General features: G+C 60.8%; 22 protein-coding genes and 1 pseudogene. 15 read left to right on the top strand and 8 right to left on the bottom strand.

The window, feature by feature from the left end:
* Window positions 1-204: 204 nt before the first annotated feature.
* The gene (locus tag XMD517_RS06335) at window positions 205-1,539 is read right to left on the bottom strand and encodes an Hsp70 family protein (protein ID WP_254449719.1); all 1,335 of its coding nucleotides are present in this window, start codon (window positions 1,537-1,539) and stop codon (window positions 205-207) included.
* Between the two features lie 54 nt (window positions 1,540-1,593).
* Window positions 1,594-2,862, bottom strand: a complete 1,269-nt coding sequence (locus tag XMD517_RS06330) for an MFS transporter (RefSeq protein ID WP_173486655.1) — start codon at window positions 2,860-2,862, stop codon at window positions 1,594-1,596.
* Window positions 2,863-3,066: 204 nt separating this feature from the next.
* On the opposite strand from XMD517_RS06330, the gene XMD517_RS06325 reads away from it, so the two are divergent.
* Entirely contained in the window at window positions 3,067-4,173 is a 1,107-nt protein-coding gene (locus XMD517_RS06325) for an ABC transporter ATP-binding protein (protein ID WP_173486654.1), read from the top strand.
* A 134-nt stretch (window positions 4,174-4,307) separates the two neighbouring features.
* On the opposite strand, the gene XMD517_RS06320 is transcribed toward XMD517_RS06325, so the two are convergent.
* On the bottom strand, window positions 4,308-5,483 hold the full coding sequence (locus XMD517_RS06320; protein WP_173486653.1) for an MFS transporter: 1,176 nt from the start codon (window positions 5,481-5,483) through the stop codon (window positions 4,308-4,310).
* Between the two features lie 348 nt (window positions 5,484-5,831).
* On the opposite strand from XMD517_RS06320, the gene XMD517_RS06315 reads away from it, so the two are divergent.
* The 4 genes from XMD517_RS06315 (at window position 5,832) to XMD517_RS06300 (ending at window position 8,903) form a co-directional block, all read left to right on the top strand.
* Window positions 5,832-6,047 (top strand): twin-arginine translocase TatA/TatE family subunit, encoded by a 216-nt coding sequence (locus XMD517_RS06315; RefSeq protein ID WP_055189637.1) that lies wholly within the window; start codon window positions 5,832-5,834, stop codon window positions 6,045-6,047.
* 74 nt (window positions 6,048-6,121) lie between these two features.
* Window positions 6,122-6,880, top strand: a complete 759-nt coding sequence (tatB, locus tag XMD517_RS06310) for a Sec-independent protein translocase protein TatB (protein WP_173486651.1) — start codon at window positions 6,122-6,124, stop codon at window positions 6,878-6,880.
* Window positions 6,877-7,827: a twin-arginine translocase subunit TatC gene (gene tatC / locus XMD517_RS06305; protein ID WP_173486650.1), complete on the top strand. Its 951-nt coding sequence runs from the start codon at window positions 6,877-6,879 to the stop codon at window positions 7,825-7,827. The genes tatB and tatC overlap by 4 nt, the downstream gene beginning before the upstream one ends.
* A gap of 218 nt (window positions 7,828-8,045) precedes the next feature.
* Window positions 8,046-8,903: an ATP-binding protein gene (locus XMD517_RS06300; RefSeq protein WP_173486649.1), complete on the top strand. Its 858-nt coding sequence runs from the start codon at window positions 8,046-8,048 to the stop codon at window positions 8,901-8,903.
* A gap of 123 nt (window positions 8,904-9,026) precedes the next feature.
* Here XMD517_RS06300 and serS read toward each other — a convergent pair whose 3' ends face one another.
* A complete protein-coding gene (gene serS / locus XMD517_RS06295; RefSeq protein ID WP_173486648.1) occupies window positions 9,027-10,319 on the bottom strand; it encodes a serine--tRNA ligase in 1,293 nt (430 codons plus the stop codon).
* Window positions 10,320-10,406: 87 nt separating this feature from the next.
* Window positions 10,407-11,726, bottom strand: a complete 1,320-nt coding sequence (locus XMD517_RS15705; RefSeq protein WP_254450021.1) for a pentapeptide repeat-containing protein — start codon at window positions 11,724-11,726, stop codon at window positions 10,407-10,409.
* Between the two features lie 185 nt (window positions 11,727-11,911).
* Between XMD517_RS15705 and yajC the strand changes: the two genes are divergently transcribed.
* From yajC to XMD517_RS06245, 9 genes and pseudogenes are all read left to right on the top strand, one after another.
* Window positions 11,912-12,241: a preprotein translocase subunit YajC gene (gene yajC / locus XMD517_RS06285; protein ID WP_173486647.1), complete on the top strand. Its 330-nt coding sequence runs from the start codon at window positions 11,912-11,914 to the stop codon at window positions 12,239-12,241.
* 76 nt (window positions 12,242-12,317) lie between these two features.
* On the top strand, window positions 12,318-14,951 hold the full coding sequence (gene secD, locus XMD517_RS06280) for a protein translocase subunit SecD (protein ID WP_173486646.1): 2,634 nt from the start codon (window positions 12,318-12,320) through the stop codon (window positions 14,949-14,951).
* The gene (locus XMD517_RS06275) at window positions 14,944-15,702 is read left to right on the top strand and encodes a sulfite exporter TauE/SafE family protein (RefSeq protein WP_173486645.1); all 759 of its coding nucleotides are present in this window, start codon (window positions 14,944-14,946) and stop codon (window positions 15,700-15,702) included. Before secD ends, XMD517_RS06275 begins: the two co-directional genes overlap by 8 nt.
* A gap of 13 nt (window positions 15,703-15,715) precedes the next feature.
* Window positions 15,716-16,066 (top strand): annotated as a pseudogene (locus tag XMD517_RS06270) (Mth938-like domain-containing protein).
* A 9-nt stretch (window positions 16,067-16,075) separates the two neighbouring features.
* Window positions 16,076-16,744: a heme ABC exporter ATP-binding protein CcmA gene (gene ccmA, locus XMD517_RS06265; protein WP_173486643.1), complete on the top strand. Its 669-nt coding sequence runs from the start codon at window positions 16,076-16,078 to the stop codon at window positions 16,742-16,744.
* Window positions 16,741-17,397, top strand: coding sequence for a heme exporter protein CcmB (gene ccmB, locus XMD517_RS06260; protein WP_055189618.1), 657 nt, complete (start codon window positions 16,741-16,743; stop codon window positions 17,395-17,397). The genes ccmA and ccmB overlap by 4 nt, the downstream gene beginning before the upstream one ends.
* Window positions 17,398-17,487: 90 nt before the next feature.
* Window positions 17,488-18,276 (top strand): heme ABC transporter permease, encoded by a 789-nt coding sequence (locus XMD517_RS06255; protein WP_254449718.1) that lies wholly within the window; start codon window positions 17,488-17,490, stop codon window positions 18,274-18,276.
* Window positions 18,269-18,421 (top strand): heme exporter protein CcmD, encoded by a 153-nt coding sequence (locus tag XMD517_RS06250; protein WP_173486642.1) that lies wholly within the window; start codon window positions 18,269-18,271, stop codon window positions 18,419-18,421. The genes XMD517_RS06255 and XMD517_RS06250 overlap by 8 nt, the downstream gene beginning before the upstream one ends.
* Window positions 18,414-18,986, top strand: coding sequence for a DsbE family thiol:disulfide interchange protein (locus XMD517_RS06245; protein WP_254449717.1), 573 nt, complete (start codon window positions 18,414-18,416; stop codon window positions 18,984-18,986). Before XMD517_RS06250 ends, XMD517_RS06245 begins: the two co-directional genes overlap by 8 nt.
* Window positions 18,987-19,111: 125 nt before the next feature.
* On the opposite strand, the gene XMD517_RS06240 is transcribed toward XMD517_RS06245, so the two are convergent.
* Entirely contained in the window at window positions 19,112-19,822 is a 711-nt protein-coding gene (locus XMD517_RS06240) for an SDR family NAD(P)-dependent oxidoreductase (protein ID WP_173486641.1), read from the bottom strand.
* A 211-nt stretch (window positions 19,823-20,033) separates the two neighbouring features.
* Between XMD517_RS06240 and XMD517_RS06235 the strand changes: the two genes are divergently transcribed.
* Window positions 20,034-20,750, top strand: a complete 717-nt coding sequence (locus XMD517_RS06235) for a thioredoxin family protein (RefSeq protein WP_173486640.1) — start codon at window positions 20,034-20,036, stop codon at window positions 20,748-20,750.
* Between the two features lie 76 nt (window positions 20,751-20,826).
* Here XMD517_RS06235 and XMD517_RS06230 read toward each other — a convergent pair whose 3' ends face one another.
* Together XMD517_RS06230 and XMD517_RS06225 are read right to left on the bottom strand one after the other, a co-directional pair.
* On the bottom strand, window positions 20,827-21,720 hold the full coding sequence (locus XMD517_RS06230) for a lysophospholipid acyltransferase family protein (protein ID WP_055189611.1): 894 nt from the start codon (window positions 21,718-21,720) through the stop codon (window positions 20,827-20,829).
* 353 nt (window positions 21,721-22,073) lie between these two features.
* Entirely contained in the window at window positions 22,074-23,186 is a 1,113-nt protein-coding gene (locus XMD517_RS06225; protein WP_254449716.1) for a flagellar motor switch protein FliG, read from the bottom strand.
* Window positions 23,187-23,278: the final 92 nt, after the last annotated feature.

Here is a 23,278-nt window from a genome sequence, read left to right as displayed (position 1 = left end):
TACGCGGAATTTGGTGAAAGGGCCAGAGGGCAGTGACCTCGAGGAGTTGAGTGCGCAGAATGGGGCTTTGCCCCTCGGACTTCGTCCTCACCCCAGGATATTGGGGGCAAGAGGAAGGGGGCAGGTGCTCTTTTCCTCTTGCCGTAAATATCCCGGGGTGAGCGAGCTTGTCTCGCGAGGGGCAGCGCCCCTTTCCCCGGCTGTTTAGGCGGGCGGCTGGGGCAAGGGCGCGGGCGCCGTTGCGATTGCCAACCCGTCCACCACGGCGGTGAACGCTTCGGACTGGGTGAGTTTTGCCTGCGGACAGGTTGCCGAGATCACATCCGACACAAGATGCATCAGGCTGGAGCCGCCGACCAGGATCACCCTGTCAATCTGTGCGGGCAGGCAATTCGCCCGCATCAAGGTCTGATAGATTGCCCCCTTCAAGGCCTCGTCGAACCGGGCCTCGGGGCCGGTCAGGGCGGCGGTCATGCTGCCCGGAGTGATCGGTGCGGACAGGTTGCGCTCGATGAAGGCCATGTCGATCACCGCGCGGGGGGTGGCGGCATTGGCGGCGATTTTTCCGGCTTCGACGGCGAAGGCCAGCTCATGGCCCAGCTGGGTCGTGATCACCTCTTTGAGGCGGGTGAGTTTTTCCGGGTCGATCGCATGGGCCAGCAGGTCGTCGACCTTGCGTTCGGTCTCTCGTGTATAAAGGAAGGGGATCATGGGCCAGGTTGAGAGGTCCTGGAAGATCGCTTTGGGCATTGGCAAAACGCCCTCGCCAAAGCTGCGTTTCAGGGTGCCGCCATGGCCCAGAAGTCCCATCACATGGGTCAGGGAAATGCGCTGGTCAAAATCGGTTCCCCCCAGCCGGATGCCGTGACTGGCGAGGATCTCAACCGTGCCGCCATTGTCGCGGTAGAGGGTGAAATCCGACGTGCCGCCGCCGATATCGACGATCATCCCGGTCTGTGCGGTCGCGTTCTCATCAAGTTTGTGACAGGCAAGTTGGTGACAGGCAAGGGCGGCGGCTTCGGGTTCGTATAGGAATTCCACCTTTTCAAATCCGGCGGCAAGGTAGCAGGCGCGCAGGTCGGCCTCGGCCTGTTGGTCCTGAGCGTCGTTGTCCGAGTGAAACCGGACCGGGCGGCCGGAAACAGCGTGGGTAAAGTTCTTGCCTGTTGCGGCTTCAGCCCGGGTTCTGACCTCGATCAGGAAGGCGGTGATCACATCGGCAAGTGTCTGGCGTTTCCCACCAAGCAGGCGGCTTTCATGCAGAAGCGGCTGGCCGAGGATGGATTTCAGCGCGCGCATATAGCGCCCCTCTTCACCGTCGATCAAAGCGTCGGCTGCGGCCCGGCCAATCCGCATCGGGCCGCCGTCAGAAGGGAAGAACACCGCCGTGGGCAATGTGTCATATGCGCCTTCAACGGGGATCCGGCGGATCCGGTTGCCGTCGATCAGGGCGAGCGCGGTATTGGAGGTGCCGAAATCCACGGCCAGAATGCAGGGCTGTTCCGGGGTGGCATCGGACATCGGCATGCAAGCGGACATGTGCACGGTCCTTTCAGGCGTCGGGCTGTGGCAGGCAGGGGTGAACGCGCGGTGCTACGGTGTCCCGCCGGTTCTGTCAAGCTTGGCTGCCGGGGCCGATCTCTTGCGCTCGCGCATCCGCCCAAACAGCCGCCCCATCGAAAACGAGGTGCGCGGCGTATAGGTATAGGGGGTCTTGTCCTCAACCGTGGGGCGCACCCGCATCCGGCTCAGGCCAAACAGGATCAGCCCCAGATGGCCGATGGCGACAAAGGCAAACAGGGCGGGGGGCCCAAAGGCATCAATCAGGTTTGATGAGACATAAGGCGAGGCGATGGCCCCGATTGCGTAAAAGAACATCAGCGCGGCAGACAGCTCCACCCGCTCGGTGGAACTGGCGAAATCATTGGCATGGGCGGCGGAAACCGAAAAGATCGGGAAGGTGGTGAAGCCAAAAAGCCCGGCCGTCAGGAAGGCCACCTGAGTGCCCATCCCGCTGGAGGCCACGGTCAAGGAGCAACTCAGAATCGCCGCAACCGAGAGCCAGATCAGCACCCAGCGCCGGTCATATTTGTCCGCAATCCACCCGGTCGGAAGCTGCGCCAGCGCGCCGCCAAGCACGAAGGCCGCGAGGAACCAGGCCAGCTGCCCGGTCGCCAGTCCCACTTCCTGACCATAGATCGGCCCGACCATGCGAAAGGCGGCTGAGGTGATGCCGGCGACCACACAGCCCGCAGCCGCCAGCGGGGAGCGGTGCCAGGCAAGACCGGGGCGCAGCCGCGGGGTGTCCGGGGTTTCCGGCTGGCTGGCCCGGGTCAGCGTCAGCGGCAGGATCGCCGCACAGCAGATCAGCGCCAGAAGGTTGTAACTTACATAATGGGCCGGGGTCAGAACGCCGATCAAGAGCTGGGCCGCCAGCGATCCCCCCATATCCACCGCGCGATAGCCCCCCATGGCCCGCCCGCGGGTTTCATTGGTGATCTTGGCATTCATCCAGGCTTCGATCACCGTATAGGCCCCGGCGACACACAGGCCCGAAGCCACACGCATCAGCGCCCAGGCATAGGGGTCGATCACCAGCATATGGGCCAGAAGGCCAATGGCCCCCAGCGCCGTGAACACCGCAAAGGCGCGCGAATGCCCGACGCTGCCCATCAGGCGCGGCGACCACCAGCAGCCGATGAAAAACCCGACGAAATGGGCGGAACCGAGCAGACCAATCTGCGATTTTGTAAACCCCAGCGTCAGCCCGGACAGCGCATCCAGAGGCCCCACCCCGCCCGTGCTGAGCTGAAGCAGGATCACGGACAGAAGCAGGGCAGCAAAGGAAATCAGCAGGCGCATCGGGCCCTCCTTGCGGGGAATGTTTGCGCCAGCATCGGAGAGCGGGGCGCAGAAGGCCAGCCCATTTGCGACAAAACCGGTGTCGTTTGCCAATGCTTTCCCGCTTCAGGCGGGGCAGGTGGCTTGCGGGCGCGTCTCAGGGCTGCTATCCGGGCTAAGTCTGATCTAAACAATCGGAATTGCCGTCTGAAGAAAGGTCCGCCCATGCTGGACGCCAGCCCTTCTCCTGCTGCCCGCCCTGCCGCGCGGCTGGAAATCCGCAACCTCGAACGCCATTTCGGCGGGCAAAAGGTGGTGCGGGGGATCTCACTGACCGTGAATGCGGGGCAGGTGACCTGTCTGCTTGGCCCCTCTGGCTGCGGCAAATCCACCACCTTGCGTATCATTGCGGGGGTGGATGAACAGGATGCGGGCGAGGTGTGGATGGATGGGCAGATGATGGCCGGTCCCGGCGTGTTCGTGCCGCCGGAAAAACGTCATATCGGCCTGATGTTTCAGGATTTCGCCCTGTTTCCCCACCTGTCGGTGGCCGACAATGTGGCCTTTGGGTTGACCGGGTCGCGCACGGAAAAACGCCTGCGCGTGCAGGAGCTTTTGGAAAAGGTCGGGCTTGCGCGTTTCATCGACAAGTTCCCGCATGAACTCTCCGGCGGGGAGCAGCAGCGCGTGGCGCTGGCCCGTGCGCTTGCGCCGCGCCCGTCGATCATGCTGATGGACGAACCGTTCTCGGGGCTGGATAACCGGCTGCGCGACGGGATTCGTGATGAGACGCTGACGCTTTTGAAAGAAGAGGGCACTGCGGTGGTGCTGGTCACCCATGAGCCGGAAGAGGCGATGCGCATGGCCGATCAGATCGCCTTGATGCGCGACGGTGAGATCGTGCAGCGTGGCGCCCCCTATAATGTGTATAACGCTCCCGTGGACAAAAAGGCCGCCGGGTTCTTTTCCGACATCAACGTGATTTCCGGGCTGGTGCAGGGCGCGCTGACCGATACCGCCTTTGGCCAGTTCCTGGCCCCCGGCATGCCGGATGGCACCAAGGTGGATATCGTGATCCGCCCGCAGCATCTGAAGATCGACTTTGACCGGCAGGGCAAGGGGCCGAACCCGACCGTGGCCCATGGGGTCTGGGCGCGGGGCGAGGTGACCCGGGCACGGTTTATCGGCAAGGAAAGCCTGGTTGAGTTTTCGATGCAGGACGGGTCCTGCCTGACCGCAACCGTGCCGTCGGTCTTTCTGCCCAAACCGGGCACGCCCTTGTGGATTGCCATTCGCCGCGACCGCTGTTTCGTGTTCCCGGCCGAGGTGTGATCCTCTGAGGGGACTTGCCTGCTGAGGGTCTGGTCTGCTGAGGGGGGCTGCTGTTGAGGGTCTGGCCGGCTGAGGGTCTGGCCGGACAAGCGCGGTCAGTGCGGGCGGCTCCAACCAGCTTCAGCCAACGCCGATCAGCGCGCGCGGCCCAGCCGGTGCGCGCCCAGATAAAGCAGGCAGCCGAGCCCCAGTACAAGGATCAGCGCCGCAAGCATCAGCGCATACCCTCCTGTTTTCCAAAGCAGCGCCCCCAGAAAGGGCGACAGGGCGGAACCGGCCAGAAAGGGCAGGGCAAGCGCGCCGGTCTTGGCCCCGAAATTGTGCGCCCCAAGGATCTCTCGTGCCAGAAGCGGGCGCAGGATGCTGACCACCCCAACCGCGCTGCCGAACAGAAGGACAAACCCGGTCAGGCTGGCCGGGCTGTGCGCCCCCAGCAGCAGGAGCAGGACAGAGACGGTCATCGACAGGAAGGCGGCAATCGCCACGCCATGGGTTGAGATATAGCGTTCCGACAGCATCATCGCCATGCGCCCCGCCACCTGCATCGGGCCGATGAACGAGGCCACCAGCACCGCCATATCCGGTGGCAGTCCCCGTTCGTCCAGAAGCGGCAGAAGATGGTGCAGCGTGCTGCCATGGGCCACGGCAAAACAGCTGAAGGCAAGGGCAAGACACCAAAAGGCGGGGCGGCGCAGAAAGGCGCGGGGGGCTTCCGGGGTTTCGTGCAGCACCGGGGTCTGTGGCCTGCCGCGCTCCAGCTGGCGTGCGCCAAACCACAGCAGCGGCACCACCACAAGGGCCACCAGCCCGGCCAGGACCTGCACCGCGTGGCGCCAGCCAAAGGCTTCGGCCAGGGCGTGGGTGGTGGGAAAACTCAGCGTGCCGGCAAAGCCCGCAACCAATGTGATCAGGATGATGCCTCGCCGCGCCTCCACGCCGCGGGCACGGGTGACAATGGCAAAACATGGCTCATAAAGACAGCCTGCCATCGCGCCGCCAATCAAGGCCCAGATCAGGTAAAACTGCCACAGGGCACTGATATAGGAGAGGGCAAAGAGCCCCCCCGCCCCCAATGTGGCAGACAGGCTCAGCAGCGCAGCCCCCCGGCCCATGTCGATCACCCGCCCGCTCAGTGGGGAGGCGAGGGCCGAGACGAGCACGGCAAGCGCGATGGCGCCGGTCAATTCGGTCTTGGACCAGCCCAGATCCTGTTCCCACCGCAGCAACAACGCGGGAAACACGTAGTAAATCGACGCCCAGATCAGGGTCTGACCAAGGGCAAGCGCAGAAATGGCAGGGTCGCGCAGCATCGGCCTGTTCCACCTGTCTGAAGGGTCACGGTCCGGGAGACCCGGATCTGCCCTGATCAGACATGAATTTCACCGGTGAACCAATGAAAATCCGCACCCCCGCTCCTATTTTGAAACCGCTCGCCAGATCGCGGGGCGACCCTCGACACTGGAAGAGGTGCGGGCAATGGGTCGGGCACAGGGTCCGGCGCGGGGGCGTACAGGGCGGGGAACGGGACCAAAGCCGTGCCAAAGGGGCTAATTGCCGGAAAATGTGCTTTCGGGCTTTGATATTTGCCGACAAGGGAATACATATCTGTTCTGAATAGATTGGATGGCGGGGGGACCCGCCTGGTGAGGGAGACACTTATGCTCAACAATATCGGCCTGCCCGGCCTTCTTCTGATTGCCGTTGTGGTTCTGGTCCTGTTCGGCCGGGGCAAAATCTCGTCGCTGATGGGCGAGGTTGGCAAGGGCATCACCGCCTTCAAGAAAGGTGTTGATGACGGCAAGAAAGAGATCGAAGAACAGGCGGCGGACGTGGCCAAGGACGTCACCCCCGAAGAAGACAAGGAAAAGGCGTAAGCCGCAACCGGTCCGGTCCGGGGTGACGGGGTTGACCCGCGCCTTGCCCGGACAACGTGCTGGGGACGCTCTCCATGTTTGATATCGGGTTTACCGAGCTTTTGGTGATCGGGGTGGTCGCCCTGATTGTGGTGGGTCCCAAGGACCTGCCGGGCATGTTTCGCACGCTTGGGCGGTTCACCGCACGGGCCCGCCAGATGGCGCGCGAATTCAGCCAGGCCATGAATGAAGCCGCGGATGAAAGCGGCGCCAAGGACATCGCCAGCACGCTCAAAGGCGTGAGCAACCCCAAATCCATGGGGCTGGATGCGCTGAACAAGGCCGCTGAAGGGTTCGAGAAATGGGACCCCGGCAAGGCGCTGCGCGACCAGAAGGCTGCGGATGCGGCCACCAAGACGCCCGAATTGTCGGAAGAACGCGCCGAAGTGGCCCGCAAGATCCACGAGGCCACCGCAAAGGCTGGTGCCAAGGCCAATGCGCAGGCGGCGGCTGAGAAATCGGCAGAGAAAACGGTATCCGCAGATCCTGACCCGGCCATGGAAACGTCCAAACCGGCCGCTAAGAAAGCGCCGGTGAAACGGGCGACAGGTAAACCGGTGGAGCGTAAGACCTCTGAGGAGGGCGCGACCAAACTGGCGGCGAAGAAGGCCCCGGCCAAGGCTCCCGCGGCCAAGAAGCCCGCCGCCAAAGCTGCGACTGCAAAAAAAGCCGCCACGGCAAAGGCTCCTGCTAAAAAAGCACCGGCCCAAAAAGCTCCTGTCAAAAAAGCTCCTGCTAAAAAAAACCTGACCAAAAAGACAGCTCCCAAACCATCGGACGCATCTGACGCATGACCAAGACCGACGAAATCCAGGACAGTGCCGCGCCGCTGATCGAGCACCTGACCGAGCTGCGCACCCGCCTGATCCATTCCGCCATCGCCTTTATCATCGGCATGGTGATCTGCTTTACCGTCTGGAACCCGATCTTCAACTTCCTCACCGACCCGCTGTGCCAGACCATGGCCGAACGCGGGCAGGCGGATTGCGGGCTGATCCTGATCAAGCTGCAGGAGGGCTTCTTTGTCGCGGTGTCGATCTCGCTGTTTGGCGGGCTGGTGCTGTCCTTCCCCTATATCTCCTACCAGATGTGGCGCTTCGTGGCGCCGGGGCTATACAAGAATGAAAAGGCCGCCTTCCTGCCATTCATGATCGCCAGCCCGGTGATGTTTTTCCTCGGCGCAAGCTTTGCCTTTTACGTGGTGATGCCGCTGGCCTTCGACTTCTTCCTGGGCTTCCAGCAATCCGGCGGCGTGGGTGACACCGACGTGCAGGCCTCGATCGATTTTCAGGGCTCGGTGCAGGAATATCTGCGCCTGACGATCAAATTCGTGGTGGCCTTCGGGCTGTGCTTCCAGCTGCCGGTGCTGCTTACACTGATGGGCAAGGCCGGGCTGGTGTCCGCCAAAGGGCTGGGCGAGGTGCGCAAATACGCCGTGGTTGGCATCCTTGTGCTGGCCGCCCTTGTCACCCCGCCGGACGTGATCACCCAGGTGATCCTGTTCGTGGTGGTCTATGGGCTTTACGAGATTTCGATCTTCCTTGTGGGCCGGGTTGAGAAAAAGCGCGAAGAAGAGCTGCGCGCCCAAGGTCTCTGGTTCGAGGATGACGACGAAAGCGAAGAGGGCGACAAAGACGCAGATGAAGACGATGAGCTTCTCGCCGAGTTTGACGAAGACCCCGAAGGCGAAGATGAGACCGACGCCGACATCGACGAGGGTGACACTGACAAAGGCAAGTAACCTTTGAAAGACCCAAAACAAAAAGCGCGCCCGATTAAGGCGCGCTTTTTCTTTTTGTGGGTCATCGGTTCAAACAGGATTCGGACCCGCATAGCTCCCGGTGGCCCGTCTTCAAAAACTTTAAAGTTCCGCCTTCTCGCCCTTTAAAGACTTTAAAGTTTTGTTGTTTCAGCCTTTAAAGAGTTTAAAGTTTTCATTCCCCGCAAAGGAACGCGATTATGGCGAGCACCAGCTTGGACCCCAACGTAATGACCCGCATCGCCGAGGCGCTGGAGCGCATGTCGCCCGCCCCTCTGGCCGCTCCTGATTTCGGTCTGGCGGATGCCTTTGTCTGGCACACACACCCGGATCGGCTGGAGCCCGTGCCCCGCGTGAACCGTGTGGCGCTGGACTTGCTGGTGGGGGTGGATCGCTCCCGCGATACGCTGCTTGAGAACACGCTGCAATTCGCCCGTGGCCTGCCCGCGAATAACGCGCTTTTGTGGGGCGCGCGGGGGATGGGGAAATCCTCGCTGGTCAAGGCGGTTCATGCCGAGGTTATGGCGCGGGGAGAGGCGTTGAAAATCGTGGAATTACAAAGGGAAGACCTGCCCAGCGTGGCGCGGCTCCTGAACCTTCTGCGCGGCTCTGAACACCGTTTTCTGCTCTTTTGTGACGACCTCAGTTTCAGCCATGACGACCAGCATTACAAAAGCCTGAAGGCGGTGCTGGATGGGGGCATTGAGGGGCGGCCGGAGAATGTGGTGTTTTACGCCACCTCGAACCGTCGCCATCTGATGCCGCGAGACATGATCGAGAACGAACGCCAATCTGCGATCAACCCGTCTGAAGCGGTGGAGGAGAAGGTCTCGCTGTCGGATCGGTTTGGCCTGTGGCTGGGCTTTCATCCCTGCTCGCAGGATGAATATCTGTCCATGATTTCAGGCTATTGTGAGGCTTACGGGGTCAAGGTTGACCCGGATACCCTGCGCGCGGAAGCGATTGAATGGCAGGCCACGCGCGGTGCCCGGTCGGGCCGGGTGGCGTGGCAGTATTTTGTGGATCTGGCGGGGCGCAAAGGGGTTGCGCTGGGCTGATCGGGGAAGGGGCTCTGCCCCTCGGCTTTCAGCCTCACCCCGAGGTATTTGACGCAAGAAAAAGGCCTAAGAAAAAGCCCGGCGCATTTGGCCGGGCTTTTGTTTTTTAAAGAAATCAGCCTCTTAAACCAGCTCACCCTCGGCGGTGATCCGCGTTTTGCAACGCAGGTAGGGGTGCAGGGCTGCGGGCAGGTCAACGGATCCGTCGGCCTGCTGACCGTTTTCCAGCACCGCGATCAGCGCGCGGCCCACGGCGAGCCCTGATCCGTTCAGCGTGTGCACGAACTGCGGCTTGCCACCTTCGGCCGGCTTGAAGCGGGCGTTCATGCGGCGGGCCTGGAAATCCCCGCAGGTCGAGACGGAGCTGATTTCGCGATAGGTGTTTTGCCCCGGCAGCCAGACCTCGATATCATGGGTGCGTTTGGCGCCGAACCCGATGTCGCCCGTGCAGAGTTTCACGGTGCGGTAGGGCAGTTCCAGACGTTCAAGGATATCCTCGGCGCAGCGGGTCATACGGGCGTGTTCTGCCTCGCTTTCCTCGGGTTTCGTGACCGACACCATTTCGACTTTTTCAAACTGGTGCTGGCGCAGCATGCCGGCGGTATCGCGCCCGGCACTGCCTGCTTCTGAGCGGAAGCATTGGGTGTGGGCCACATAGCGGCGCGGCAGGTAGCCTTCGCTCACGGTTTCGCCATTGACGATGTTGGTCAGGCTCACCTCAGCCGTCGGCACCAGCCACCAGCCATCTTCGGTCTTGTAGCTGTCTTCGCCGAATTTCGGCAATTGCCCGGTGCCATACATCATCTCTTCCTTGACGAGGACCGGCGTCCAGGTTTCGGTCAGACCGTTTTCTTCGGTGTGCACGTCGAGCATGAATTGCGCCAGCGCCCGGTGGGTGCGGGCCACGGCGCCGGACAGCACCATGAAGCGCGAACCGGACAGTTTGGCGGCGGTTTCGAAATCCAGCCCCGACTGCACGGCGGGCAATTCGTAATGTTCAACCGGTTTGAAATCCATCTCGCGCGGGGTGCCCCAGCGGTTGATTTCCACGTTGTCGTCTTCGTCTTCGCCAGCCGGCACATCATCATAGATCGTGTTGGGCAGGCCCATCAGGATCTCGGTGAGCTTGGCATCAAGCGCCTTGGCTTCGTCATTCAGGCGGGCGATTTCGGATTTCTTTTCCCCCACCAGCGCGCGCAGACGTTCAAACTCTGCCTCATCGCCACGGCCCTTGGCGGCGCCCACTTCCTTGGCGGCTTTGTTGGCCTCGGCCTGGGCGGTTTCGGCGGCCAAGATGGCGGCGCGGCGGGTCTCATCCAGCGACAGCAATTCACCTGAGACACCAGAGAGGCCCCGACGGGCCATCGCGGCGTCGAACGCATCAGGGTTGTCACGGATCAGGCGAATATCATGCATGTCATTGTTCCTTAAACACAGGTGGGCGACCCCTAACGGGCGCTATCGCCCATATGCCAGTTTGGGCGCGGTAGGGGAAGGGGGGAGTTAGTCGTTGCGGTGTTGGGGTGGGATGTAGGCGTCGGGGTTTTCGCGAAAACGCGCGTATTCATCCTGATAGGTCTCATTGTCCAGTTCCGCATCCGGCCAGCGATCTATCGGGAAGGGCACATCATCTGGCAGGATCACAGAGCGATCACCGAAAGCTGATTTGACAAACTCTGTGACATATTCAGCATCTCTCAGGTCCGTGAATTTATTGAGCATTGCCCCATTGAGCTCTGCCCCATTGAGCTCTGCCCCATTGAGCATTGCCCCATTGAGCTCTGCCCCATTGAGCTTTGCCCCATTGAGCTCTGCCCAATTGAGCCTTGCCCCATTGAGCTCTGCCCCATTGAGCATTGCCCCATTGAGCTTTGCCCCATTGAGCCTTGCCCCATTGAGCTCTGTCCAATTGAGCCTTGCCCCATCCAGATGGCAGGCGTTCAATATCGCATGTTCAAAGTTGAGGCGGTCCAGCCGCATGGCCTGTAGATTGACCCCGGATAGGTCAATGGCGAGATCCTTGGGGGGAATGCCAGCTTTCTCAGACAGGCGCCCCAATACCTGTGCGGCGGTTTCCATATCAGAGCGTTTTACCTGTAGATTTTGCGCCCAGTGCCGGATCCCATCTGGGGTTGCGCCCTCTGGCGGTGTCTCCGGTCGGTGATCGCGGGTCAGTTCGCGCAGATAGACACATAGGGTGCGGGCGATGCGGGGGGCTTCCTCTGGGTGCTTGATCGCCAGATTTTCCAGCCGATCAATGGCCCCGTTGCGTTTGATAATGTCGTCTTTCCAGATGTCCACATAGCCGTCATCGCCTTGCCTTTCCGTGACTTGATAGCGGGCATGAAGGCTTTCAATTGCTTCGTTCAGTTTGGTGTTGAGCAAGACATTTTCTGCGTGGCGGTTTTGTTCATTGGTCAGGCGCAGGCGGATGATGGTGAAGGGAAGGGCAACTGTTGCGCCCAAAACGGTGGTCAGCGCGGCAAGTTTGGTCAGCAGCAGGCGGTATTCCCATTGGGCGGCTTTGCCTTCAGCTGTGTCGGGGGCGGCCGGCAGCATTGCCGCGATGACTTGCCAGATCACGGAAAGCAGGCCGGTGAACAGGAGCAGGGCAATGGTTGCCCAGAATAACAGCAGGATCAAATATAAGCTGTAGGGAAGGTTTGCCGCCCCAAGTGTTTTTTGAAGTTTTTCAATGGGATCTTCGGGGATGTAAGGGCGAACTTGTCCAAGTGCAGCAAAGATCAGAATGGTTCCCAGCCCAAGCCACCCAAACCAAGGTGTCATCGGGTGGGTGGTGAGTGCCTGCCAGAAGTCGAGCATAAATAACCCCAGATTGAATGCGCCCCCACAAAACACCATTGCCCGCCGCCTGTCACCCGCCTTCTTGGTCGCTTGCGCAAACCTTCCCGCGCTCCCTTGCTGGACAAGCAATGGGCCCCCATATAGGGTGCGCGCCAGACAGGTGGGGCGGGTTCTTTGTCGCCCCGGGAAGAAAAGGAAATAAGATGTTTGTAACTCCGGCTTTTGCCCAGGCAGCGGGTGCGCCTGCGGGCGGTATCCTCAACTCGATGCTGATCCCGATGCTGCTCATTTTCGCGATCATGTATTTCTTCATGATCCGTCCGCAGCAAAAGAAGATGAAAGAGCATCAGGCGATGCTGGGGGCGCTGCGCCGCAATGACAAGGTGGTGACCCAGGGCGGCATCATCGGCAAGGTTACCAACGTCAAGGACGAGGCCGAAGTTGAGGTCGAGATTGCCGACGGTGTGAAAGTGCGCGTGATGCGCTCCACCATCGCCAAGGTGGTGTCGAAAACCGAACCGGTCGAGGGGTAAGCCCCTCATCGCGCGGCCCGGGCAAGCCCCCCGAGGCCGCGTTTTCTTTGTTACACGGGCAAATTCGGGCAGGCACATGCTGCAAATTCCGCTTTGGAAACGACTGGTGATCTGGGGTCTGGTGATCCTGGGTCTGTATTTTGCGTCCCCCAACGGGTTTTACACCCGTGTGGAAGTTCACAATGACGCGGTGAAGGCGATTGAAACCACGGGCACCACGGCCGAGCTTGAGGCGGATCGTTCCGCCTGGCCGGACTGGGCACCGAGCGGCCTTGTCAATCTCGGGCTGGACCTGCGGGGCGGCGCACATTTGCTGGCCGAAGTGCAGGTCGAGGATGTCTATGGCGCGCGTATGGATGCGCTTTGGCCCGAGGTGCGCAACCTGCTGCGCGATGAGCGCGACACGATTGGCACCATTCGCCGTCAGGACAGCAAGCCTGATGAGTTGCGGGTGAAGGTCTCACGCCCCGAGGCGCTGCCTGAGGCCATTGCAAAAGTGCAGACGCTGGCCCAGCCGGTGGTCAGCCTGCAGGGTGTCGGGTCTACCGATATCGAGGTGAGCGCGGGCCGTGAAGGTGAGTTTGTGGTGACGCTGTCGGAGGCGGAACGCATCGCAACCGACGACCGCACCATCCTGCAAACCCTTGAGATCATTCGTCGCCGTGTGGATGAGGTGGGGACGCGAGAACCGACCATCCAACGGCAGGGGCGGGATCGGATCCTGATCCAGGTGCCGGGCATCGGATCAGCCTCGGAGTTGAAAGAAATCATCGGCAAGACCGCCAAGCTGACCTTCCACCCGGTCACCTCGCGCACGTCGAATGCCAATGCAGATCCCGGTCCTCGCGGTGTTCTCTACCCGTCGCTGGATGAGGAAAACACCTATTATGCGCTGGAAAAAACCGCGGTTGTGACCGGGGAAGAGCTGAATGATGCGCAGCCTGCCTTTGATCAGAACGGCCGGCCTGCGGTGAATTTCCGCTTCAACGTATCCGGTGCGCGCAAATTCTGCGACTATACCGGCGAAAATGTTGGTTCGCCTTTTGCAATTGTGCTGGATGAAGAGGTGATCTCGGCCCCGCGCATCAATGAACAGATCTGTGGCGGATCGGGCATTATCACCGGCAATTTCTCAATCGAGGAATCGACCAATCTGGCGATCCTGCTGCGGGCGGGCGCCTTGCCGGCGGAATTGACCTATGTGGAAGAGCGCACCATCGGCCCGGAACTGGGGCAGGACAGCATTGATGCGGGCAAGATTGCCTCGCTGGTGGCGTTTGCCGGTGTGCTGATCTTCATGGGGCTGGCCTATGGCTGGTTTGGCATGATTGCCAATGTGGCGCTGATCCTGAATGTCGGCATGATCTTTGGCCTTCTGTCGATGATCGGGGCAACCCTGACGCTGCCCGGTATTGCCGGGATCGTTCTGACCATCGGGATGGCGGTCGACGCCAATGTGCTGGTGTTCGAACGGATCCGGGAGGAGCTCAAGGCGGGCAAAGGGCCTGCGCGGGCGATCGAGCTGGGGTATGAAAAGGCGCTGTCGGCCATTCTGGACGCCAATATCACCACCTTCATCACCGCCGTGATCCTGTTTGTCATGGGCTCGGGTCCGGTGCGTGGCTTTGCGGTCACGCTGGGGCTGGGGATCATCACCTCGGTCTTCACCGCGATTTTCCTGACCCGGCTGATGATTGTCATGTGGCATGAGCGAAAAGAACCGCGTGATCTGGAGATCAAGGGCATTCGTTTGGCGCCGCAAAACCGCGTGTTCGACTTTTTCAAAACCACGCTTGCGACGCTTGGGGCGTCGGGGCTGGCGATGGTGGCCTCGGTTGTGCTGTTCTTCGTGATCGGCCTGAATTTCGGCATCGACTTCCGCGGCGGCACCACGATCCGCACGGAAAGCACGCAGGCCGTGGATGTTGGGGCCTATCGGGATGCACTGGCGCCGCTTGCGTTGGGGGACATCACGATTGTGGAAGTGAATGACGTGAATTTCCGCGACGACCAGCATGTCAGCCAGATCCGTATCGAGGCGCAGGAAGGTCAGGAGGCGATGACGCCCGAGACCATGGCGACCATCGAAAACGCGCTGGCCACGGTGGATCCTGCAATCACCTTCCCAAGCGTGGAATCGGTTGGCCCGAAAGTCTCGGGAGAGCTGATCCTGACGGCGATCTATGCCGTTCTGGCAGCGATCGGCGCGGTGCTGGTCTATATCTGGCTGCGGTTTGAATGGCAGTTCTCGCTGGGGGCGGTGGCCGCTCTTGTGCATGACGTTGTGCTGACCATCGGCGTGTTTGCGCTTCTCGGGATCAAGTTCGACCTTGCGATTATCGCAGCCCTTCTGACCATTGTTGGCTACTCGCTCAATGATACCGTGGTTGTGTTTGACCGGGTGCGTGAGAACCTGCGCCGCTACAAGACGCTAGAGCTCAGGGAAGTGTTGAACCTGTCGATCAATGAAACCCTGTCGCGCACCCTGATGACCTCGCTCACCACGCTGATCGCGCTGATTGCGCTTTACGTGCTGGGCGGTGACGTGATCCGCGGGTTTGTGTTTGCGATGATCTGGGGTGTTGTTGTCGGGACCTACTCGTCGATCTTCGTGGCCTCGGCCATCCTGTTGCGCCTCGGTGTGAAACGCAATTGGGACAAGACCGAGACGAAGGATCTGGGCAACGAGTTTGCCAATATTGATGCCTGATATCCTGCTCCAAGCCCTGGCCCTGCCGGGGCTTGGAGGACTTTTGGCTGCGGCCTTTCTGGCGGGGCTTGTGCGCGGGTTCGCAGGCTTTGGCACCGCGCTTATCTTTCTTCCCATCGCATCACAGGTGATTGACCCGGTGGCCGCCGTGGCGGTGCTGATTGTCATGGACATTGCCGGCCCGCTGCCTGCCTTGCCCGGCGCGTTGCGGGATGGGCATCCGCGGGACCTGATGCGCCTGATCGGTGGTCTGATCCTCGCTTTGCCGCTGGGGCTTGCGGTGTTGTTTGCGGTGGACCCGTCCGTGTTCAAACTGGCGGTTTCACTGGTCAGCCTTGCAATGGTCCTGGCGCTGGTTTTGGGGTTTCGCTATCACGGCGAGCTGACCCCACGACTGGTCTGGGGCACCGGGGGGATGGCGGGATTGCTGGGCGGGGCGGCTGGCATTCCCGGCCCGCCGGTGATCCTGCTCTATATGGCCTCCCCCCTTCCGGCCAGGGTGATCCGCGCCAACAATACGGCTTTCCTGCTGGCCTATGACGTGATCTTGCTGGCGGTGTTCTTGCTGCTGGGCCGGCTTGTCGGCCTGCCGCTGGTGCTGGGGCTGGTTGCGCTGTTGCCCAACCTTGCCGGAAACCTTCTGGGCAACTGGCTGTTTCGTCCCCGCCTGAGCGGGCTTTACCGCCGGGTTGCCTATATCATCATCGCGGGATCCGCCCTGTCCGGGCTGGTTTCGGTCCTGAACAGCTGAGGAGTGTCACCCGATGCAATTCCATGAAGTCACGTTTGAAGGCGCCACCCCGGTGGATGGCTATGGCCCCGGTTTCTTTCGTGTGGGCGGTGAGGTGATCCGCGGCCCGATCCTGCTGACGGCAGAAAAGGTGATCAGCTGGGATGGCGACGACGTGACCCCGCTTGCGGCCTTGGCCGGCGGGATCGACGTGCTGTTTTATGGAACCGGTGCCGAGATTGCCCATGCCCCCACCCCCCTGCGCTAGGCGCTTGAGGCAGCGGGGATCGGTATTGAACCCATGGCCACCGCCGCCGCCTGCCGCACCTATAATGTGCTGCTGGCCGAGGGGCGGCGCATTGCCTTGGCGGCCCTTCCGGTCTAAGCCTCTGGCATGACTGATTTGCCCCGACATACCGCCCGACTCGCGGCCGAGAACCTGACCGTCACCCGTGGTGGCGTGCCGATCCTGCAAGGGGTGGGCTTTTCGCTTGATCCCGGCGAGGTGCTGATCCTGCGCGGGCCGAACGGATCGGGCAAAACCACGCTTCTGCGCACCCTTGCCGGGTTGCAGCCCCCGTTGCACGGAGAGGTTCTGTCCGAGCCGGAGACCTTGACCTATGGCGCCCATGCCGATGGGTTGAAAGCCACGCTGACGGTCGAGGAAAACCTGCGGTTCTGGGCGTCGGTGCATGGGCAGGAAGACATTTCCGGCGCGGTGGAGGGGTTTAACCTGGCCGGGCTCTTGAGCCGCCCGTCCGCAAATCTTTCCGCCGGACAGAAGCGGCGCCTGGGGCTGGCACGGCTGCTGGTGACCGGTCGTCCGATCTGGCTTCTGGATGAACCGACCGTATCGCTTGACGTGCCTTCGGTCGGGCTGTTTGCCGATGCGGTGCGCGCCCATCAGGCGCGGGGCGGGGCGGCGCTGATCGCCACCCATATTGATCTGGGGCTGGACGCGGCAAGCTTTGATATCGGCCCTTACAAAGCGGATCCCACCTCTGCTGCTGATCTTGCCCATTCCGACGGTTTTGACGATGCAGGTGAGGGGGCCTTCCTATGATTGCACTTCTGATCCGAGATCTGCGCCTTGCGATGCGCGCAGGCGGGGGCTTTGGCCTTGGGCTGGCGTTTTTCCTGATCGTGTCCACATTGGTGCCATTTGGCGTCGGGCCAGAGGGCGATATCCTGTCGCGCATTGCCCCCGGTATTCTGTGGGTGGGGGCGCTGCTTGCCTGCCTTTTGTCGCTTGACCGGATCTTTCAGCTCGACTTTGAAGACGGCTCGCTCGATCTGCTGGCCACGTCACCGATCCCTCTGGAAGGGATTGTGGCGGTGAAGGCCTTGGCGCATTGGCTGGTCACCGGGTTGCCGCTGACGCTGGCCGCGCCGTTTTTCGGGGCGCTGATGCAGTTGGAAAGCCCGGGGTTTTCATGGATCTTCGTCACGCTTTTGCTGGGCACACCCGCCCTTTCCATGATCGGTGCCTTTGGGGCTGCGCTGACCGTCGGGCTGAAACGCGGCGGGCTTTTGATGTCGCTTCTGGTGCTGCCGCTTTACATCCCGACGCTGATTTTCGGGGCCGAGGCCGCCACCCGTGGCATGGCCGGGTTTTCCGCCACCACGCCGCTTTTGATGATGGCGGGCATCACGGCGGGATCCATCGCCCTGCTGCCATTTGCCGCCTCGGCTGCTTTGCGTGTTAATCTTAGATAAGCCTGAGATAAATCAAGTCACCCACTTGTGACCTGGGTTAATGTTGCGCCCAGACCTGCCACCGATTATGGGAGCCGTAGAGGAAACCCGATGACACAAACAACGACCAACCGTTCCGAAAAAAGGTCGCTGGGCCAGCGCATGAATGCGTTGTGGGAATATGCAAACCCGGTGAAATTCATGGCCCTGTCGGGCAAGGTGCTGCCCTGGGCCATTGCCCTGTGCGTCCTCACCCTTGTGCCGGGCCTGATCTGGGGCTTCTTCTTCACCCCGGAGGCCGCGAATTTCGGCAATTCCGTCAAGATCATCTATGTGCATGTGCCGTCGTCAACCATGGCGATCAACATCTGGGTGATGATGCTGGTGACCTCGCTGGTCTGGCTGGTGCGCCGCCATCATGTATCCGCACTTGCGGCAAAGGCGGCTGCGCTGATCGGGGTGACCATGACGGTGATTTCGCTGATCACCGGGGCCGTTTGGGGTCAGCCGATGTGGGGCACCTATTGGGCCTGGGATCCGCGCCTGACCTCGTTTCTGATTCTGTTCCTGTTTTACCTGGGCTACATGGCGCTTTGGGCCGCGATCGAGAACCCGGATACAGCGGCTGACCTGACCTCTGTCCTCTGCGTTGTGGGGTCGGTCTTTGCGCTTTTGTCGCGCTATGCGGTGAATTTCTGGAACCAGGGCCTGCATCAGGGCGCGTCCCTGTCGCTTGATAAGGAAGAGCACGTGGCCAATGTCTATTGGCAGCCGCTTGTCCTGGCGATCATCGGGTTCGGATTTCTTTTCGTGGTGCTTTTGCTGATGCGCACCCGCACCGAGATCCGCCGCCGCCGCCTGCATGCCCTGATGGCCCGTGAAAGGATGATGGATGCTTGAGCTTGGAAAATATGCGGACGCGATTCTGTGGTCCTGGGGACTGACCCTGGCCCTGGTGGGCGCGTTGATTTTTGTCACGATCCGGTCGGGCCGCAAGGTGAAGGCTGACCTGAATGCCGCTGAGGAGCGTCGTAAAAATGGCTGAGAAAAAGAAGATCTCTCCTCTGATGATCCTGCCGCCACTGTTGTTCGCGGCCCTTGCGGGCATGTTCCTGTGGGGCATGTCAAACGGCAAGGACCCGCGCGCACTGCCCTCAACCCGCGAAGGGGGCACGGTGCCTGCGCTGAGTGTGACCCCGCTGGGAACGGGGGTTGAGTTCACCGAACAGGACCTGAAAGAGGGTGGTGTGAAACTGGTCAATTTCTGGGCCAGCTGGTGCGCGCCCTGCCGCGCGGAACATCCGCAGCTGGAAACACTCGCCCGCGAAGGCGTGACCATCTATGGCATCAACTACAAGGACGAAGACACCAAGGCGCTGCGTTTCCTTGAAGAGCTGGGCAACCCCTATGCCGCGTTGATGGCTGACAAGAAGGGGCGCACCGGTCTGGACTGGGGGCTTTACGGCGTGCCGGAGACTTTTGTGATCAACAAGGACGGGGTGATCCTGAAACGCTTTGCCGGTCCAATCACCGAAGAGGTGCTCGACAGTATCATCCGCCCGGCAATTGCCAAGGCAGGAGAGGTGCAGAGCTCTGACGCTGGCAGTTAGGCCGCGAGGTGCAGCAGGATCAGAAACCCGGTAAAACCGAGGGCTTCGATGACGGGAAAGGGGATATGTCGCAGAAGACGCCGCATATCCCCTTTTTGCATCCGAAGCTTAAGATAAGGTGAGCGTCAGAGACGGTATCCGCCAGAAACCGTCAAAACCTCCCCGGTGACGAAACTGGCAGCGTCGCTCAGCAAAAATCGGGTGGGTCCCACCATATCAGAAGGGAGGCCATTTCGTGCCAGGGCGGTGTCTGTGCGAATCTCAGCCTGCAGCGCATCCGGGCGTGGCGCATGGGCGCTTTCGACCGGGCCCGGGGCGAGAGCATTGACCCGGATCCCGCGTGGCCCAAGCGCCTTGGCCTGCGCCTTGGTCATGGCCACGAGCGCCGCTTTGCTCGCCGCATAGGCGCCTGCGGTTGGGGGGGGCGACGCGGCATTGACGGATGCAATGTTCACCACGGCAGAACCGTTTGGCATATGTGGCAGGGCCGCGGCCAGAATGGCGGCGGGGGCGGTGACATTGACCTGATAAAGCGCCGCATGCTCTGCCGGGTCCACGCTGTCGCAGGCTGTCTCAGTGACCCGGCCTGCATTGTTCACGATCGCGTCGATCTTTCCAAAGGCGGAAATGGCCAGTTTGACCACCTCTGCAGGCTCTCCCGCATTGGTGAAATCGGCGCGGATGGCGAGGCTGCCGGGATGTTTGACTGCAAACATCTTGCCCGCAGGTTTGTCAGAAAAATAGGTGATGACGACATGATGGTCGCGGGCCAGATCATCGGCGATTGCGCGCCCGATGCCGCGCCCCCCGCCGGTGACGAGAACGGTTTTACGCATGTTTTCCTCCTGTTCGCCTGTCGTGGATAACAGCTTGTGCATTTCAGGAAAACGCAAATCCGATTTGCACCGCTGGCAGGCAAGGGTGACGCCCCGCAAGCGTGGCCATTTCGCCATGCTGCAAACTGTAACAAAACGCTCGCAAAACCTTGATTGGTCCCGGAGGGTGGCCTGCGCTATTACGGGGTAAGACGAAAAAAGAGGTGTCCGAATGCGGGTGATTTTTGGGGCTGCTATGGCCATGGTAATGGCGGTTGGGGTGGCCACTGCGCAAGATCGGTCGTTGATGGTGGTTGAGCTGTTTACCTCACAGGGCTGTTCCTCCTGCCCGCCGGCGGACCGGCTGCTGGCTGATATGTCCGACCATCCCGACCTGCTGCCGCTGGCGTTCCACGTGGATTACTGGGACTATATCGGCTGGAAAGACACCTTTGCCCAGCCGCAATTCACCCAACGGCAGGAAGGGTATCGCCGGGTTGCGGAAGCCCGTTACAAATACACGCCGCAAATGGTGATTGGCGGTGTGACGCAGGTGGTGGGCAACCGTCCGATGGATGTTTTTGCAGCACTTGACGATCACCGGGATCGAATGGGGCAGGTGATGTTGTCCTCTCGCATGACGGATCAGGGCATGGTTGTTCTGGCCAAAACGGTGACCCATGCGGCACTTGAGGCCGAGATGGTTGCGCTTTTGGTGCATTTCACCCCCTCGGAAATGGTGACAATCACCCGTGGGGAAAATGCCGGCCACCAGATTGAATACACCAATATCGTGACCGAACTGACCCCCCTGACAACGTGGGACGGGGCGGGGGAGCTGGAACTGACCTTGCCGGTTCTGGAGGATCAGGCCGCAGCCCTGGTGCTTCAGTCGCTAACCCCCAAAGGCTATCCGGGACCGATACAGGCGGCCATTCGGCTGAAGTGACCTGCGCGCGCCGTAAGAGATACCACTGTCGTGGGGGCTCGCCATAAACACGTGGTTCAGTTTTGCCTGAAGCGCTTTAACTGCCGTCCTGGCGGCGGGCCGGAATGTGCCAGCGGTTATGAACCCAAAGGAACTGCCCCATATTCTGACGAACCTGTGCTTCCAGACTGTCATTGATGGCCTGCATCATCTCGTTGGGATCGCCATGCGGGATCGGTTCTTCGATCACCATGTCGAAATCAACCCCGTTGGCGCGCCGCACCCCATAGGCGCAGAACAGATGCGCGTCATATTTCAGGGCCATCTCCGCCGCTGAAATCGGTGTCAGCGCGTCCTGTCCGAAAAACTTCAACCGCTCGCCATCATTGGCGCGCTGGTCGGCAAGGATGGCGATCATGTTGCCGGATCTGAGATGTCGCAACATGTCGGCCAGACCTCTGCGCCCCTGAGGAAAGACCGGCTTGGCCACGGTTTCCAGCGCGCGGCGATAGAACATGTCGAAATATTTGTTGGTAAAGGGACGATATAGCCCCCCGATCGAGAACCCGTTCTGAACCATGGCAAGGCGCATCACGTCATAATTCCCGAAATGCCCGGACACGCCAATGATCGGGCGTCCTGCGTCACGTGCCTTGAGAAGGGCCTCAACCCCCGGACCTTTCAACTCCAGCTTGCCAAGATGGCGCACGAAATCATCCGAGGAAAACAGCTCCGCCAGCACCCGCCCCGCGTTGTTGGGCACCTCGCGTTCCAGACGGGCCACTTCCGCTGGGGGCATGTCCGGAAATACTTTCAACAGGTTGTTGCGCACCCGCTTGCGATACCCGGCTATGGGGGCCACGACAGCGGATGTCAGCCAGCCAATGGTGGCGATGCGGGTGGTATAGGGCAAAAGCCGGGGGAGACCAAGAACCGCGCGAAGGCCCAGATAGGCAAGATAGGCCTTGGGTTCAAATTTCGTTTCGGCCATGGGATCCCTTTATTGCACTAAACGTTTCGAGATCAGGTTGCATAGCAGCATACTCTCGAAACGCACGAAACATCGACATGGCATGGGCGTTTCTACTTATTATTGTGATCTAACAATACGTAGAAACGCTTTATCCAATCTGACGGGCAGATTGCCGCAGTCTTTCCATGGTATAAAAGCGGCTCTGGCAAAGGGCAAGCTGCCGGGTGGGGTGTCCGGCGAAGGAAACGCGTTTTGACTGGGGCAAGGTGTTTTGGTTTGGGCCCGAGGCGGGGGAAACTGAAACACGGGGAGGTCTCAAACCAGCTGGCGGTTCAGGATGGGGAACCGACACAGGGGGATCCCGAAAGGCTCTACTCTTCATCCTCCGCGATCAGAAGAATTTCTCCCGCGCCTTCCATCTCTCGGATACGCGAGATAACGGCATTCATGGCAGCCTCGCCATCTGCGGCTTTGACCTTGCCAAGGCTTTGCATTTCTTCGCGGATCTGCTCCGCCATGCGTTTCGACATGGCCCCGAGGATGAACTCGGCCGAGGCTTCCAATTCGCCGGTTGCAGCCGTCAATGCCGTGATCAGCACCGCCTGATCAATATCCTTGGTGATCTTCGGCACATCACGCGGGTCGATGCGGGCGGGGATATTGGCGAAGGTAAAGATCGCCTTGCGCACTTCCTCGGCAAAGACCTGATCTTCTTCGTCCAGCCCGTTCAGTACATCGTCGCGGGTGGCCGCGGGGGAGAAGTTGAGGATCGCGCCGACGCGTTCCACCGGCCCGTCCGTGAAGGCGCTGACAGGTTGGGCATCAAGCTGCTCGGCCAGAGACCGGCCAATTTTATGCACCACTTCCGGCGAGATATTTCCGGTCAGTGAGACCGCATAAGCCACTTTTCGCGCGCGCGGGCCGGGCAATTGCCCCAACAGCTCAGCCGCCACAGAGACTTTGAGCTTCGACAGCAGAACCGCCGCCACTTCGGTGCTTTCCTCTTCCAAGATGGGCAACAGCTTCTTGGGGTCGATCCCTGCGATGGTTTCCCACGGATTGCCCGTGATCTTGACGCCAGCATTTTTGCGCACGCGCGCAATCATTGTCGGGTCCAACGTGCCATCGAGAATGTCCAACGCCCCTTCCAGCCCGCCGGGAAACGTAAGACCCACCTCCTGCATTTCGCTGATGAACTCATCGACCACGGCCGCCACGGTGCCTTTGTCGATAAGGCGCATTTCCGACATGTTTTCAATCAGATCGCTTTGCATGGCCTCGGGCAGACCAGAGAGGGGAAGCTGCGCCCCTTCTGCGAGCAAAAGGCGGATGATGATCGCCGCCTTTTGTTTCTTGGACAAGTGTCGGGGCGGGGACATGAAAGGGGGCTGCCCCATGGGGGCACCGGTTGGCATCACGCCAAATTCCGGCAGCTCACCGGGCAAAACCACATCATTGTCCATCGGTGTAAGCGCGTTGTTCAAGGCCTGCTCCTCAATCCCGTCTTGCGGGCATTGTGGCAGAGCGATGTTAACAGCCGCTTACCCCCTGAGAAGAAACTGCAATTCGGCGCGCT

The organism is Aliiroseovarius sp. xm-d-517 (assembly GCF_013283135.1).
Lineage (GTDB): Bacteria > Pseudomonadota > Alphaproteobacteria > Rhodobacterales > Rhodobacteraceae > Aliiroseovarius > Aliiroseovarius crassostreae.
This window is presented reverse-complemented; position numbering and strand designations above follow the sequence as displayed.

Coding starts and splice junctions, on each gene's coding strand:
- XMD517_RS06335 (WP_254449719.1), bottom strand. CDS start 1,539: ATGTCCGCTTGCATGCCGATGTCCGATGCCACCCCGGAACAGCCCTGC.
- XMD517_RS06330 (WP_173486655.1), bottom strand. CDS start 2,862: ATGCGCCTGCTGATTTCCTTTGCTGCCCTGCTTCTGTCCGTGATCCTG.
- XMD517_RS06325 (WP_173486654.1), top strand. CDS start 3,067: ATGCTGGACGCCAGCCCTTCTCCTGCTGCCCGCCCTGCCGCGCGGCTG.
- XMD517_RS06320 (WP_173486653.1), bottom strand. CDS start 5,483: ATGCTGCGCGACCCTGCCATTTCTGCGCTTGCCCTTGGTCAGACCCTG.
- XMD517_RS06315 (WP_055189637.1), top strand. CDS start 5,832: ATGCTCAACAATATCGGCCTGCCCGGCCTTCTTCTGATTGCCGTTGTG.
- tatB (WP_173486651.1), top strand. CDS start 6,122: ATGTTTGATATCGGGTTTACCGAGCTTTTGGTGATCGGGGTGGTCGCC.
- tatC (WP_173486650.1), top strand. CDS start 6,877: ATGACCAAGACCGACGAAATCCAGGACAGTGCCGCGCCGCTGATCGAG.
- XMD517_RS06300 (WP_173486649.1), top strand. CDS start 8,046: ATGGCGAGCACCAGCTTGGACCCCAACGTAATGACCCGCATCGCCGAG.
- serS (WP_173486648.1), bottom strand. CDS start 10,319: ATGCATGATATTCGCCTGATCCGTGACAACCCTGATGCGTTCGACGCC.
- XMD517_RS15705 (WP_254450021.1), bottom strand. CDS start 11,726: ATGCTCGACTTCTGGCAGGCACTCACCACCCACCCGATGACACCTTGG.
- yajC (WP_173486647.1), top strand. CDS start 11,912: ATGTTTGTAACTCCGGCTTTTGCCCAGGCAGCGGGTGCGCCTGCGGGC.
- secD (WP_173486646.1), top strand. CDS start 12,318: ATGCTGCAAATTCCGCTTTGGAAACGACTGGTGATCTGGGGTCTGGTG.
- XMD517_RS06275 (WP_173486645.1), top strand. CDS start 14,944: ATGCCTGATATCCTGCTCCAAGCCCTGGCCCTGCCGGGGCTTGGAGGA.
- ccmA (WP_173486643.1), top strand. CDS start 16,076: ATGACTGATTTGCCCCGACATACCGCCCGACTCGCGGCCGAGAACCTG.
- ccmB (WP_055189618.1), top strand. CDS start 16,741: ATGATTGCACTTCTGATCCGAGATCTGCGCCTTGCGATGCGCGCAGGC.
- XMD517_RS06255 (WP_254449718.1), top strand. CDS start 17,488: ATGACACAAACAACGACCAACCGTTCCGAAAAAAGGTCGCTGGGCCAG.
- XMD517_RS06250 (WP_173486642.1), top strand. CDS start 18,269: ATGCTTGAGCTTGGAAAATATGCGGACGCGATTCTGTGGTCCTGGGGA.
- XMD517_RS06245 (WP_254449717.1), top strand. CDS start 18,414: ATGGCTGAGAAAAAGAAGATCTCTCCTCTGATGATCCTGCCGCCACTG.
- XMD517_RS06240 (WP_173486641.1), bottom strand. CDS start 19,822: ATGCGTAAAACCGTTCTCGTCACCGGCGGGGGGCGCGGCATCGGGCGC.
- XMD517_RS06235 (WP_173486640.1), top strand. CDS start 20,034: ATGCGGGTGATTTTTGGGGCTGCTATGGCCATGGTAATGGCGGTTGGG.
- XMD517_RS06230 (WP_055189611.1), bottom strand. CDS start 21,720: ATGGCCGAAACGAAATTTGAACCCAAGGCCTATCTTGCCTATCTGGGC.